Below are 12,934 nucleotides of genomic sequence, written 5' to 3'. Positions count from 1 at the left end.
CCTTCCCGCGGTGGTGCGTCACGCCGTCGTACGTGTTCATCAGATGACACGGATTTGCCGCCGGTTTGCCCCTCCACCGTAAACTTGGGGCATGACCAATAACAGTGTTCCTTCCGTCGGCCTTGTCGGCTGGCGCGGCATGGTCGGTTCCGTCCTGGTGCAGCGTATGCAGGACGAAGGCGACTTCGGCGATATCAACCCCGTCTTCTTCTCCACCTCGAACGCCGGCGGCGCTGCCCCGGCGATTACCGGCGGCGACACCGGCAAACTCGAAGACGCCTTTGATATTGACACTCTGGCGAAACTTCCCATTATTGTCACGGCACAGGGCGGGGATTACACCTCCCGCGTGCACACCGAGCTGCGCAACCGCGGCTGGGACGGGCTCTGGATGGATGCGGCCTCCACGTTGCGCATGAACAACGATTCCATCATCGTGCTGGACCCCATCAACCGCGGCGTGATCGATGCCGGTCTGGCGTCCGGCGTGCGCGATTACGTAGGCGGCAACTGCACCGTGTCCTGCATGCTCATGGGCCTGGGCGGACTCTTCAAGAACGGCCTCGTCGAGTGGGGTACGTCCATGACCTACCAGGCTGCCTCCGGCGGCGGCGCGCGCCACATGCGCGAGCTCCTGAACCAGTTCGGCACCCTGAACTCCGAGGTTTCTTCGGAACTGGACAATCCGGCCTCCGCAATCCTAGACATTGACCGCAAGGTACTCGCTCACCAGCGCGAGGGCGTTGACGCGTCGCAGTTCGGCGTGCCGCTGGCCGGCTCCTTGATCCCCTGGATCGACGCCGATTTGGGCAACGGCCAGTCCAAGGAAGAGTGGAAGGCCGGGGTTGAAACCAACAAGATCCTCGGCACCACCGACGCCAACCGCGTCATCATGGACGGCCTGTGCGTGCGCATCGGCGCCATGCGTTCCCACTCGCAGGCACTCACGCTCAAGCTCCGCGAGGACCTCTCCGTGGCCGAGATCGAGTCACTCCTGGCCAACGACAACGAGTGGGCCAAGGTGGTGCCCAACACGAAGGAAGCCTCCATGGCTGACCTAACCCCCGTGGCTGCTTCCGGCACGCTCGAGGTTCCCGTGGGCCGTATCCGCAAGATGGAGATGGGCCCCGAGTACATCAGCGCCTTCACCGTGGGCGACCAGCTCCTCTGGGGTGCCGCCGAGCCGCTGCGCCGCATGCTGAAGATCGCGGTCGGCACGCTCTAGCCCACCCGTCCCTTCCCGAATCTGTGTCGCAGTTGTTACGTCAAAAAACGCTTTCTAAGGCGTTTTTTCGGTAGCAACTGCGACACAGATTTTTAAGCGGTGAGGAACGTGGCGTATTTCCTCGCCGAGACCTCCAGCGCCTTGTGCTGATTGGGGCTCAGCTCCTCAAAAAACTCCGGAAGTACGACGTCGGCCAGTTGCCTTTCCCGCTCCGCCGCACCTTGGGCCTTGCGCCAAGTGCCCACCACCCTGCCGCCCGCCACGACGGTCGCCTTGAACATGCCGTTGTTTCCCGGCACGATCCTGGGCGCATAGTCCGGGGCCAGTGCGGCGCTGCGATCTGTATAGCCGAGCACATATTCATCAAATCCGGGCAGCAACAGCACCGAGCGGTCGCCGGACACCGGGCCGCCGAGGAGCTCGGCAGTCTCCGGGGCTAACCAATAACGTTCACCGTCGCTCTCATATGACTCGAGGCTGCCCTGCGCCCGGTCCAAGCCAAGCTTGATGTCCTTGAGCGTCAGCTTGGCCCACCATTGAAAGTCCTTGATCGTGGCAGGACCATGGCTTCGAAAGTAGCGCAGAGCCAGTTCCCCGAGCGCTTCTTCCTTGCCGAGGATGCGCGGTGCCTTGATCCAGTCCTTTGAGCTGACGTAGAACTGGGTCGTGCCCGTGCTGGCGCCATTCATTGGCCCCTGCACAAGGGTTCCCTCCAGACACAGCAGGAACAACAGGTGATAGCCGCGCTGGGCCTTGGTGCCTTGGCCTGCCTGCTCACATGCGGCGAAGAAGTCTTCTCGCGTAGCCCGGCCACCCAATTGCTCCAGGAGATCGAGGGTAAGGTCGCGCACCAGATCGATGTCGGCCGCGGAAATCTCCAGCTGCTTGTGGCGGCTAGCCTGAGACGCTTGCATGCGCCCAGCCGTCAGCGACAGGATCCAGCCCAGGTCTTCGGCAGCCGTGACATGCAGGGTGCCGCGCAACGGGCAGGAGCGCACAAGCTCACCACTGTTAAACGCGGCCACCACCTCACTGCGCCCAATGCCGGGCGAGCGCAGGCCAATGGCCCATAACGCGCCGGGCAGGTCCTGACTCTGCAGCGCCGTCAACCAACGCACAACGTCCACCGGCCCGCGTGTGGGGCTGGTGGACGTTGGAAGGATGAGCTGTGCGGCGAGCCGGAGCTTGGCCAAGGTCAGCGGGGCAACGCGATGTGTCATGTCCCAAATCTAACCCCACGCCGTGAAGTGGTGCAGCGTTTGGCAAAAAGAGCCGGAAAGTGATGCCGCGTTGGGTGGGCGGGAGGCTAGCGGGCCGTGCGCATGTTGGCCGTGATGGGGCACTCGAACGGGTCGCGCTGGCCCAGGCCCACGCGGTTCAGGTAGCGCATGACGATCATGTACGACTGGCCCAGCGTGGTCTCCGTGTACCGGATGTTCCGCTCCGCGCAGTACTGACGCACCATGGGCTGGACGGCCTTCAGGTTCTTGGAGGACATGGTCGGGAACAAGTGATGTTCGATCTGGTAGTTCAAGCCGCCCATACCAACATCTACCCACCAGCCACCGGAAATGTTGCGGCTCATGAGGGTCTGGCGGCGCATGAAGTCAATCTTGACGTCCTTGGGCACCAAGGGCATGCCCTTGTGGTTCGGGGCGAACGCGCAACCCATGTACAGGCCAAGGCCCATGATCTGCACGGCCACGAAGGTCAGGCCGATGCCCCATCCGAGGAACCACACGGTGAAGGCGGGGAGGAGCACCAGACGGACAACGAGCAAGGCGATCTCGGCCGTACGTTCCGGCACAATCTGCTTGCGATCCAGCACGCGCTTCACGGCTGCAATGTGCAGATCCAGCGCGGCGAGGGTGAGCAGTGGGAAGAAGAAGGCACCCTGACGGCGGGCGAACCACTTTGCAAAACCGGTGCGCTTGGCAGCATTCTCGGGGTCAAACACGAGCGCGCCGGGATCGATGTCGCCATCCACCCCGATCTTGTTCGGGTTCAGGTGGTGCTTGCCGTGCTTGTTCATCCACCAGCCGTAGCTCAGGCCAACGAACAAGTTTCCCGAGATGCGGGCCAGCCAGGCGTTCTTCTTCGCCGAGGCAAAGACCTGACGGTGCGCGGCGTCGTGCGAGATAAACGCGGTCTGCGTGCACATGAAGGCGAACAGCACGGCCGTGACCATCTGCCACCAGCTCTGCCCCAGCGTCAGGAACAACGCCAGCACAGCGAGGTAGCCGATACTCTGACGGATAATCCGCAGCACGTACCATTTGATGTCGCGCTCCATATACCCCGCGGCACGAACCTGCTCGGTGAGCGCAATAAAGTCCGTGACATGGCGATCACGAGCCGGACGTTTCCGCGCAACCTTCTCGGCCGGTGTCTCGTCTAATAGCTCTGTGGAATCAAGCGTTGCGGATGACATTGTGCTCCTCTTGGTGCCTCACGGATGCCCAATCATCACGTAACGAAAAAGTCTGAATCTACCCATAACGTTACGTTCGGAGCGTGCCGCACACATCACACCCGGGAGCCGTCTTGACCCCCTACTCAGGTACGGGGTCGACGCCTAGAGAGCGCAGCCCACCAGCACCGGCTCGGGTTCCAGCGTGATCCCAAAGACACGTTCGACGCCGTCCCGCACCTCCCGCGCCACCGTCAAGACGTCTTCGGCGCTAGCCCCGCCACGGTTCGTGATGGCGAGGGTGTGCTTCGTGGACAGGGACGCCCGAGGCGGGGTCCCGGCGTCGTCCTTCTCGTGCTGCAGCTCTCCGGCGAGGCCGAAGCCCTTGGAGAATCCGGCCTGCTCGATGAGCCAGGCCGCGCTGAGCTTGACCAGCTCTCCGGCCGGGTACCGTGGCGCCTCCGCGGGCAGCGCGGCGGCTATCTCGGTGGTCACGATCGGGTTGGTGAAGAAGGAACCGGTGGAGAAGGTGTCGCGGTCTTCGGGGTCCAAGACCATGCCCTTGGAGGCCCGCAGCGCCAAGACCGTGCGGCGCAGTTCTAGGGAATTGGCACGCTGGCCCGGCTCAACCTCGAGGCGTCGGGCCAACTCGGCGTACTTCACAGGGGCGCTCATCCGGCCCAACAAGAGCTGGAATTCCACCGTGAGGACCACGTAGCGGGGTGAACCGTTGACGGTGGTGGCCTTGAGGATGGATTCCCGGTAGCCAAATTTCAGTTCGGAATTTGTGAAGCTGCGGATGGCGTTGTGCTCGCGATCCCAGGTGCGCACGGAGGCGATGGTTTGCGAGACCTCGCAGCCGTAGGCGCCAACATTTTGCACGGGGGTGGCTCCGGCACTGCCCGGGATACCCGAGAGCGCCTCGATGCCGCTCCAGGCGTGCAACACGGTTTGGTGAACAAAATCGTCCCAGTTGTGACCGGCCTGCACCACCACGGAGGCGCCGCCGCAGCTATCTTGCGAGGGCGCCGTATAGCCCTGCGTGGCAATCTGCACCACAGTGCCGGCAAATCCCGCGTCGGCCACGATCAAATTCGAGCCGCCGCCAAGGATCAGCAGGGGCTCCCCCGCGGCATCGGCCTCACGCACGGCGGCGATGATCTCGGCCTCGGTGGTGGCCACAATAAATTTCCGGGCAGGCCCGCCCACGGCGAGGGTTGTCAGGGAACTAAGGAATTTTTGCTCATTCACCAGTCCAGACTATCCCTTGAGGGCGTGCTCATCGCTGTCCAGATACGCGGGCCTGCGCACAACCGGGGTGAGGAAGAAGGCAATCACGAGCATGATCAGCACGGCCAGAAGTGAATGCAGCACCCCAACATGCTCGGCCAGTAGACCCAGGAGTGGCGGGCCACCGAGGAAGGCGCCGTATCCAACGGTGGAGACCACGGAGACACGAGCCGCGGCGTGCTCGGGGTCGTCGGAGGCCGCCGACATGGCGACGGGGAAGCCCAGGGCCGAGCCCAGGCCCCAGAAGATCAAGGAGGCCATGGCAATCTCGGCTGTGGGAGCGAAGACAAAGAGGGCCAAGCCAATCACGGCCAGCGAGGCGCCCACCCGGAGCACAATGACGCGGCCGAACTTGTCCAGGACCACCGTGCCGGCGAAGCGCCCAATCGTCATGGCGGACACAAAAATGCCGTAGCCCAAGGCGCCCAGGGCCGCCGTGGAATCATGCCCATCCACCATGGCCAGAGCCACCCAGTCGCCGGCGGCACCCTCAGCCAGGCCCAAGCCCAGCACCAGAGCGCCGAGCATGAGCGTGCGTGGATCACGCCAGGCCGCAGAAATTTTCGCTTTACCGTCCCGCTTGGCGGCCTTGGCTGCTCGTTCCGCCTCAAGCAGGGCGGCATTAGTCCTGGCACCCTGGCCGTGGTCGCCGTTCTGGGCGACGACAGGAATGGGGCCCGTGCCCGGAACCGCACTGGCCTCGATAACATCCACCATGAGCCCATTGGAGCCGAGCTTGTCCGCCTGGTAGTGACCTGCCCCGATGAAGACGGCGGTGCTAACGGCAATCGCAACCACCGAGAGGTGAATCGCAACCGGCAGGTGCACCGCTGCGGCCAGCGCCCCAACGCCGGCACCCACCACGGTGCCAATACTAAAGGCGCCATGCAGCCGGGGCATGATGTGCCGGCCCAAGGCTCGTTCCACCGCGGCGCCCTCAATATTGGATGAGGTGTTCCAGCAGCCGGTGCCCAGCCCCACAAGGACCAGCCCGGCACCCACCACGATGGCGTCGGAAAACACCGTGGCGCCCAGCCCCATGACGATGACGCCAAGGGCTTGGACCACACTCGCTATCCGCGTTGTCAGCTTGGAACCAAGCCGCAACACAATCAACCCTGACGCCGCCACCGAGATAAATGATCCCAATGACATGCACAGCAGCATGAGCCCGACCTGACCGGGGGTCAGGTCAAGATCATCGCGAATCGCCGGGATACGGGAAACCCAGGTCGCAAAGACCAAGCCGGATCCGGCATACGCGGTGACTACTCCATTGCGCCAGGCGTTGACTCGATTCACGTCACGCGTACCGTGGCTTGCGCCTTGACCAAAACTTTCTGGCCGTCCAAGGTGACGGTCAAATCAATCCGTGCGGTCCCGGCGTCGGAATCCAGGGCGCCAACAACGCCAACAACAGTGACGACGGCGCCCGGCTCACCCTCGAGGTCGGCAACGGGAACGGGCTTGGTGAAGCGCGTGCCATAAGACACGACGGCGGACGGGTCACCAATCCAGTCGGTCACCAACTGCACGGCCGCACCCATGGTGAACATGCCGTGGGCAATCACGCCGGGCAGTTCCACCTCGCGGGCAAAGCGTTCATTCCAGTGTATGGGGTTGAAGTCTCCCGAGGCCCCGGCGTACTTGATGAGGTCCGCGCGGGAGATCTCTATGGTGCGTGTTCCGATTTCGGTACCCACGGCTAGTTCTGCAATGTTCATTACTGTCCCTCCCCGCGGACCAGGATGGCCGAGACGGTGGTGGCGACAGCAACGCCGTCGACCGTTGAAATTTCGGCGCGAGTGGTGATCATGGCCCCGCCGCCCATGCCGCGGACAGTGTCCACGTGCAGTTCTGCAACGAGCTCATCGCCAGCCACGATGGCCTTGTGGTGTGTGAAGCGCTGCTCGGCATGCACCACGCGGGAGAAATCGATGCCGGATTCGGGATCGTTGATCAGCAGCGCATCGGCACGCTGAGCCACGATGATGGCATACGTGGGCGGGGCAATCAGATCGGCGTGACCCAGAGCCTGAGCCGCGGCAACATCAAAATGTGCAAGATGGCTGGCCTTGACGGCGCGGGCGAAGTCACGGATGGACTCTCGGCCCACACTGTAAACATCGTTTAACTGGTAGCTGCGCCCCTGCAGTTCGGGATTAATACTCATACCTTCAAGCCTATAGCCCGGACCGGGCCGCGCGCATACTAAGACCGAGTCCCGGACTTCATTCTCGCGACAACTTCCAGAAGGGATGCGACATCGACCTTTTCTTGCGGGTTCGTGGCGTTTGTCCCGCCGGTCGGGAAACCGAAAAGTGTGGCGTTGAAGTACAGCCCATCGCCGAGCAACATGACGGCGCGGGCCACGGCGGGATCGGCAATATCGCGTTGAATCAGCTCAAACCACCGCGAGTGAATCTCCGAGAACACGTGGCGCACCACATCGTCATCGCTTTGGATGAGGCGGTGGGCGGCCACGATGGAGCGGTCAAAAGGCGTGTCGCCAAAGACGCTGGTACGCACGTAGTAGCTCGCGCAACCCTCGGGGTCTGCGGCCATGGCGGCAAAATCTAGTTCGGCGTGTCCGCGCAGTTTCACGAGCAGGCCCTCCGTCAAGGCTTCCTTGCTCTTGAAGTGGTAGAGCAGACCGCCTTTTGAAACGCCAGCCGCCGCCGCAACAGCATCCAAGGTCGCGGCCCGGGGGCCGTCCTCAATGAGCAGGTCCTCATATGCGCCAAGGATCCGATCGCGCGTGGATGTCTGAGAAGTCATACCTCCAGAGTACAAGAGGTGATGGAGTGCACCGTCCAGACGGTTTACTGTACCGGCTGGACGGTATAGGCTAGGGTCATGGCGTCAACAACTCTCCCCACTTCTCCGGCCCTCACCCCACAACGAGCAGGAATCCGCACGTGGATTGCCCTGGTCGTTTTGATGCTGCCGGTTTTGCTGGTCTCCGTCGATAACACGGTGCTCAGCTTCGCAATCCCGTCGATCTCACTGGCGCTTGCGCCGTCTGCCTCGGAACTGCTGTGGATGATTGATGTTTATCCGCTCGTTTTGGCGGCGCTCTTGGTGCCGATGGGCAGCATGGCCGATCGCTTTGGTCGCCGCAAGATGCTGTTGATCGGTAGCACCGGCTTCGCCGTGGTGTCCGTCTTTGCTGCTTTTGCACCCAATGCCGAGACGCTCATTGCCTGCCGCGCATTGCTGGGTCTCTTTGGCTCCATGCTGATGCCCTCCACCCTGTCCCTGATTCGCAACTTGTTCCTCCATCCGGCACAGCGACGGACCGCGATTGCCGTGTGGGCCGCGGGCTTCTCCGGCGGTGCCGCCCTGGGCCCCATCGTGGGTGGCTTCATCCTGGAGCACTTCTGGTGGGGCGCGGTCTTCCTGATGTCGGTTCCTGTCCTGGTGCCGTTCCTGATTCTGGCCCCCATCTTTGTCCCCGAGTCCAAGGACCCCAATCCGGGCAAGATCGATCTCTGGAGCATTGCGCTCTCCTTTGGCGCCATGATTCCGGCCATCTTCGGTATCAAGGAAATCGCTCAGTCGGGCCTCTCCGTCATCAACCTGGCCCTGATCGTTGTCGGCGTGGGCCTCGGCGTGGTCTTTGTGCGCCGCCAGCAGCGCCGCACGAATCCCATGATGGATGTCTCGCTCTTCAAGAACCCCGTCTTCAGCGGCAGCGTCAGCGCCAATCTGTTGAGCATCTTCGCGCTCGTGGGTTTCTTGTACTTCGTGACCCAGCATCTGCAGCTCGTGGTGGGACTGTCCCCCACGCACGCCGCCTACGTATTAGTACCGGGGTTGGTCATCACGATCATCTCGGGGCTCCTCGTTGCGAGCCTCGCGGGCCGTATCAAGCCGGCATATCTAGTGGCCGGAGGCTTGTTGCTCAATGCCACGGCATTCTTGATCGTGTGGCAGAACACTGACGGCTCCGTCTTGGGCATCATCATTGCCTTCGCTGTCCTCGGCGCCGGGGTTGGCATGGCCGAGACCATCTCCAACGACCTGATTCTGGCGGCCGCTCCCCCGGCCAAGGCTGGCGCGGCGTCTGCCATTTCCGAGACGGCGTACGAGGTGGGTTCGGTTCTGGGTACCGCCATTCTGGGCAGCGTTTTGGCGGCGTCGTACCGCATGAATGTGGTGATTCCGGCGGGCGCCTCGGGTGCTCTGGGCGAATCCGCCTCGCAGACCCTAGGCGGTGCCATCGAGGCGGCGGCCACACTTCCGCCCGAGCAGAGCGCTGCACTCCTCGAGTCAGCCAAGCACGCCTTTGACTCCGGTTCGGGCACGGTGGCCATGGTCAGCGTTGTGCTCATGCTGGGCGCGGCCATGATGTGCCTGTGGGCGCTGCGTGGCGCAGTGGCTAACCCGGAACCGGTGGAGCACTAATACCGGTCCCCTTATTGGGTCAGCGGGCGCGGCGTTATTTCTTGGCGTCGCGCTCGGCTGCGCGCTTTTCGGCGGCCTTGAGTTCCTTGCGGATATTGTGGCCGCGCAGGCCTAGCGAGGCCATATGCGTCAGAAGCCCGACGCCGATAAACGGCAGGGCGACATAGGTCATGGACGCTGTGGCCGTGACGGCGCCAATAATAATGATGACGATGCCGATGAAGGTCAGCCCCATGCCACCAAAAACTGCGTATTTGTAGGCCGGCGGAGCGGTTTCCCAGAAGTCATTAATCACATCTTCAGTGTACCGGGAGACGTTCCCGGTTGGGCCCGGCGTCGAACGCGGTGGGTAACGCGCCATAAAGTGATGCCGCGTTTGAAAAAAGCCGCACTTTGCTGGTGCGGCGTTGGGGGAGGGAGACGAGGGCGCTAGAAGAGCGATTCCTGCAGCGCCGGCACCTCAGTGGAGAACTCGCCGAAGCGGACTTTTCGCCCCTTGAGCCCGCCAAGATCCACAAGGAATGCGCCCTCGATATCATCTAGGCCCACCAGCGCGACCGGCCCCAGCATGGCGTCCAGCCGAATCCCGTGGGTGCCGGAATCCAGCGCCAGCGGATAGGCCGTGCGGCGGCTGGGCTGAACCACGGCCTCCGCGATCGCGCTGCGTTCCCATTGCTCATTGACCGGTTCGAAACCCTCGAGGCTCATCCCTGACACAAATTCCCGCACGACGTCGGCCATCGCCTTATTCGTCTGTTCCAGGTGCAGGGGTGGCCGGGGCTGTAGGAGTGCGGCAAATTTCGCTGCCCCACGCACAAATTGGGTAGGTGGCAGATTGCTCGAGACGGCATCTTCCAAATGGCGGACCACGGCGCCGTCCTGGGCCCGGGCCACATAACGCGCCACGAGCGCGCCTTGATCCGCTAGGCGGCTCCACTTGCTGCGCTCGGATGCCGTGCCGACCTTGGTGGTGCCGTCGGCAAAGGTGGCGATGTACAGCCAGTGCTGCTGCGCCAAATAGGCTTTCAACCCCACCGAACCTTGTCCGCTGCGGTGAAAGTCGTGCATGAGGCGCAGTTGGTCTTTGGCGAAGCAGGCACCACAGTGGAAGCCGCGCTCGGCAGGCTGAGCCGAGGGACAGGGGAAATGCTCGTGCTCCCCCGATTCCTTGAGCCGAGTAAATCCAAGGCAGAACCGTACCGGGATGCCACCACCGGAAAGTACCTCAAACCTGAGCCACTGCCCCGCCGCCAAAGGTAGCCGCGCAGCGCCGTCGTCCGTTTGAAGAGACAGCACTGGCCCGGCGGAACCCCAAGAGATCCCCCGGACCAGTGCGGTATCGATAGTCTCGATCACCTTAGCTGTTAGGCAGAGGGCTGGACGCCATAGGCGATAGCCAGCTTCATGATCTTCTCGGCGCGGCCCAGACGGGGCAGGTCGGAACCGTCGCGGATGACACCGCCGCGGGCGTTGAAGTCATTCATGAAGTCGGTAGCCCAGGCAACGTCGGACGGTGTGGGGCTGATGACCTCGTTGATGATGGTGGTCTGATCCGTGGCCAGGCACAGCTTTCCGGTCATACCCATCGAGACCGTGATGGCTGACTGCTCGCGCAGGATCGGATGGTTGGTGCCCACCGTGGGGCCATCGATGGGGCCGGGCAGATTGCCAACGCGGCTGGCCACGACGAGCTTGGCGCGGGGGTAGGCCATGGCCTCGCGGTCGGCCGACATGCCGGTGTCGCGGCGAAAATCGCCGGAGCCGAAGGCCAGGCGGAAGGCACCCTCGGCGCGGGCGATGTTGTTGGCTTCTTCAATACCAACGGCAGACTCGACCAGGGCGAGGACGCGGGACTTACCATCCAGACGGTGGTAGGTCTCCTTGACCTGCTCGGCGTTTTCGGTCTTGGCCAGCATGACACCGAGCAGACCCGGGACGTTACGCAGTCCAGCTACGTCGTCAGCCCAGAAGTCCGAGTGGACGTCATTGATGCGGACCCAGGCCTGGCCACCATTGCTGAGCCAGTTGATGACGTCGGCGCGGGCCGCATCCTTTTTCTTAGGGTCAACGGCATCTTCGATATCGAGGACGACGGCGTCGGCACGGGAGTTAGCGGCGTCGTCAAACATTTCGGGACGAGTCGCCGGAACCAGGAGCCACGAGCGGGCAATTTCTGCAGGAATGTTGCGAGTGCGGACAGGTGCGGAAGCGGCTTCATCGCCAACGGAGCTAGACATATCTCTACCGTATACGGGCTGAGACCAAGATTCCTTGTGGCCTGCCACAACTGGACACAAGTTTTACTGGCGGAATACACCAGAAAAACGGGTACTGGTCTAGACCACTGAGCGTGGCTCGCGTCAAGGCTTTTGTCATGCCAGTTCATGCCCCGACACACACGAAATATGACGCGGCATTGCCCCTTCTTGCCCCAGATTTCTCAGCGTTGCCCAGCACGTCGGACATGATTGCCGCCGTTGCAAAAGTCCGTTTACATCGTTCTCAGCACCACAACGAAACCCCCTGATACCTCGAGTGAGGGCAGGGCCAACCATAGGACTGGACCTCATGAAACGCTTCCTCCCACTTGTCACCGCTGCGACCGCCATCATCCTCTCGATGACGGTTTCGGCGTGCGGCGGTCCTGCAACGGCCAGCGGTGCCGGCGAGGAAGTCACGACCCTGAAGTACCAAGGCTCGGCAAATTCCGTCACCTTACCCGAACTCGCCGCAGACCTGGGATACCTCGATGGACTGACCCTGGAATGGGTCGGCAACACCATCAGCGGCCCGCAGGACATTCAATCCGCAGCAACAGCGCAAACGGACTTTGGCGGCGCCTTCACAGGAGCCGTGGTCAAGCTGGCCGATGCCGGAGCCAAGATCACCGGCGTCGTGAACTACTACGGTTCCGACACGAAGACCTTCACCGGTTTCTACGTCCCCGAGGACAGCCCCATCCGCACCGCCAAGGACCTCATCGGCAAGAAGATTGGCGTGAACACCCTTGGCGGCCAATCCGAGGCCGTGATCCACACCTATCTGTTGCACAACGGGCTGAGCGAAGCTGAGATTAAACAGGTACAGCTCGTGGTCCTGCCACCCAACGACACCGAGCAAGCTATCCGCCGTGGACAGGTCGATGCCGGATCCCTCGGCTCGGTGTTGCAAGACCGGGCGCTGGCCACCGGCGGGCTCCGCTCGCTGTTCACGGATGTGGAGTTCTTTGGCTCTTTCCCGGGCGGCCAATACGTGTTCCGCGACGACTTCATCAAGGCCAACCCCACCACGGTGCGGACGTTCACGACGGGCGTCGCCAAGGCCATCGAATGGGAAACCACCACACCTCGAGCAGACGTCATTGCCCGGTTCACGAAGATCATCCAGTCCCGGGGCCGCAAGGAAAGCACCGAGACTCTGCAGTACTGGAAGAGCGTCGGCGTCCCCAACAAGGGAATCATCGAGGATGCGCACTTCACGCTCTGGGCCGATTACCTCAAGGACGCCGGACTCATCACCGGTGAGCTGACCCCCAGCAAGTACTACACCAACGACTTCAACGATCTGGCCAGCACCAGGACCCCGGCAGCGAAGGGATAATC

13 protein-coding genes are annotated in these 12,934 nt (G+C 62.6%); 3 read left to right on the top strand and 10 right to left on the bottom strand.

Going from position 1 to position 12,934, the window contains the following annotated elements; all coding sequences use genetic code 11:
- The first annotated feature begins 91 nt into the window (after window positions 1-91).
- Window positions 92-1,225, top strand: a complete 1,134-nt coding sequence (gene asd / locus CVS30_RS01980) for an aspartate-semialdehyde dehydrogenase (protein ID WP_110483631.1) — start codon at window positions 92-94, stop codon at window positions 1,223-1,225.
- A gap of 92 nt (window positions 1,226-1,317) precedes the next feature.
- Here the strand turns inward: asd and CVS30_RS01975 are convergent, their stop codons facing one another.
- From CVS30_RS01975 to CVS30_RS01945, 7 genes are all read right to left on the bottom strand, one after another.
- The gene (locus CVS30_RS01975; RefSeq protein ID WP_110483630.1) at window positions 1,318-2,445 is read right to left on the bottom strand and encodes a winged helix DNA-binding domain-containing protein; all 1,128 of its coding nucleotides are present in this window, start codon (window positions 2,443-2,445) and stop codon (window positions 1,318-1,320) included.
- Window positions 2,446-2,531: 86 nt separating this feature from the next.
- Window positions 2,532-3,656 (bottom strand): fatty acid desaturase family protein, encoded by a 1,125-nt coding sequence (locus CVS30_RS01970; protein WP_110483629.1) that lies wholly within the window; start codon window positions 3,654-3,656, stop codon window positions 2,532-2,534.
- A 144-nt stretch (window positions 3,657-3,800) separates the two neighbouring features.
- Window positions 3,801-4,886: a UDP-N-acetylmuramate dehydrogenase gene (locus tag CVS30_RS01965; RefSeq protein WP_110483628.1), complete on the bottom strand. Its 1,086-nt coding sequence runs from the start codon at window positions 4,884-4,886 to the stop codon at window positions 3,801-3,803.
- A 9-nt stretch (window positions 4,887-4,895) separates the two neighbouring features.
- Window positions 4,896-6,227, bottom strand: coding sequence for an MFS transporter (locus CVS30_RS01960; RefSeq protein ID WP_110483627.1), 1,332 nt, complete (start codon window positions 6,225-6,227; stop codon window positions 4,896-4,898).
- Entirely contained in the window at window positions 6,224-6,649 is a 426-nt protein-coding gene (locus CVS30_RS01955; protein ID WP_110483626.1) for a MaoC family dehydratase, read from the bottom strand. Before CVS30_RS01955 ends, CVS30_RS01960 begins: the two co-directional genes overlap by 4 nt.
- Complete coding sequence (locus tag CVS30_RS01950; protein WP_110483625.1) at window positions 6,649-7,098, bottom strand: FAS1-like dehydratase domain-containing protein; 450 nt, start codon at window positions 7,096-7,098, stop codon at window positions 6,649-6,651. The genes CVS30_RS01955 and CVS30_RS01950 overlap by 1 nt, the downstream gene beginning before the upstream one ends.
- A 38-nt stretch (window positions 7,099-7,136) precedes the next feature.
- Window positions 7,137-7,703 carry a TetR/AcrR family transcriptional regulator gene (locus tag CVS30_RS01945; RefSeq protein WP_110483624.1) on the bottom strand — a complete coding sequence of 189 codons (567 nt, stop codon included), beginning with the start codon at window positions 7,701-7,703 and terminating at the stop codon, window positions 7,137-7,139.
- A gap of 78 nt (window positions 7,704-7,781) precedes the next feature.
- On the opposite strand from CVS30_RS01945, the gene CVS30_RS01940 reads away from it, so the two are divergent.
- Window positions 7,782-9,332 (top strand): MFS transporter, encoded by a 1,551-nt coding sequence (locus tag CVS30_RS01940; RefSeq protein ID WP_110483623.1) that lies wholly within the window; start codon window positions 7,782-7,784, stop codon window positions 9,330-9,332.
- A gap of 34 nt (window positions 9,333-9,366) precedes the next feature.
- Here the strand turns inward: CVS30_RS01940 and CVS30_RS01935 are convergent, their stop codons facing one another.
- From CVS30_RS01935 to CVS30_RS01925, 3 genes are all read right to left on the bottom strand, one after another.
- Window positions 9,367-9,627 (bottom strand): DUF3188 domain-containing protein, encoded by a 261-nt coding sequence (locus CVS30_RS01935; RefSeq protein ID WP_110483622.1) that lies wholly within the window; start codon window positions 9,625-9,627, stop codon window positions 9,367-9,369.
- Window positions 9,628-9,761: 134 nt separating this feature from the next.
- Window positions 9,762-10,688 carry a DUF2797 domain-containing protein gene (locus CVS30_RS01930; protein WP_245934383.1) on the bottom strand — a complete coding sequence of 309 codons (927 nt, stop codon included), beginning with the start codon at window positions 10,686-10,688 and terminating at the stop codon, window positions 9,762-9,764.
- An 8-nt stretch (window positions 10,689-10,696) separates the two neighbouring features.
- Window positions 10,697-11,569 (bottom strand): HpcH/HpaI aldolase/citrate lyase family protein, encoded by an 873-nt coding sequence (locus CVS30_RS01925; protein WP_110483621.1) that lies wholly within the window; start codon window positions 11,567-11,569, stop codon window positions 10,697-10,699.
- Between the two features lie 331 nt (window positions 11,570-11,900).
- Here CVS30_RS01925 and CVS30_RS01920 point away from each other — a divergent pair, with 331 nt between their 5' ends.
- Window positions 11,901-12,932 carry an ABC transporter substrate-binding protein gene (locus CVS30_RS01920; protein WP_110483620.1) on the top strand — a complete coding sequence of 344 codons (1,032 nt, stop codon included), beginning with the start codon at window positions 11,901-11,903 and terminating at the stop codon, window positions 12,930-12,932.
- Window positions 12,933-12,934 lie beyond the last annotated feature (2 nt).

It is taken from the genome of Arthrobacter psychrolactophilus (assembly GCF_003219795.1).
Taxonomy (GTDB): Bacteria; Actinomycetota; Actinomycetes; order Actinomycetales; family Micrococcaceae; genus Specibacter; species Specibacter psychrolactophilus.
Note: the sequence above shows the minus strand (reverse complement) of the source record. Positions and strands in the feature narration are given on the sequence as shown.

Bases quoted from the DNA above. Each gene is read 5' to 3' on its own strand.
- asd (WP_110483631.1), top strand. From the start codon at position 92: ATGACCAATAACAGTGTTCCTTCCGTCGGCCTTGTCGGCTGGCGCGGC.
- CVS30_RS01975 (WP_110483630.1), bottom strand. From the start codon at position 2,445: ATGACACATCGCGTTGCCCCGCTGACCTTGGCCAAGCTCCGGCTCGCC.
- CVS30_RS01970 (WP_110483629.1), bottom strand. From the start codon at position 3,656: ATGTCATCCGCAACGCTTGATTCCACAGAGCTATTAGACGAGACACCG.
- CVS30_RS01955 (WP_110483626.1), bottom strand. From the start codon at position 6,649: ATGAACATTGCAGAACTAGCCGTGGGTACCGAAATCGGAACACGCACC.
- CVS30_RS01950 (WP_110483625.1), bottom strand. From the start codon at position 7,098: ATGAGTATTAATCCCGAACTGCAGGGGCGCAGCTACCAGTTAAACGAT.
- CVS30_RS01945 (WP_110483624.1), bottom strand. From the start codon at position 7,703: ATGACTTCTCAGACATCCACGCGCGATCGGATCCTTGGCGCATATGAG.
- CVS30_RS01940 (WP_110483623.1), top strand. From the start codon at position 7,782: ATGGCGTCAACAACTCTCCCCACTTCTCCGGCCCTCACCCCACAACGA.
- CVS30_RS01925 (WP_110483621.1), bottom strand. From the start codon at position 11,569: ATGTCTAGCTCCGTTGGCGATGAAGCCGCTTCCGCACCTGTCCGCACT.
- CVS30_RS01920 (WP_110483620.1), top strand. From the start codon at position 11,901: ATGAAACGCTTCCTCCCACTTGTCACCGCTGCGACCGCCATCATCCTC.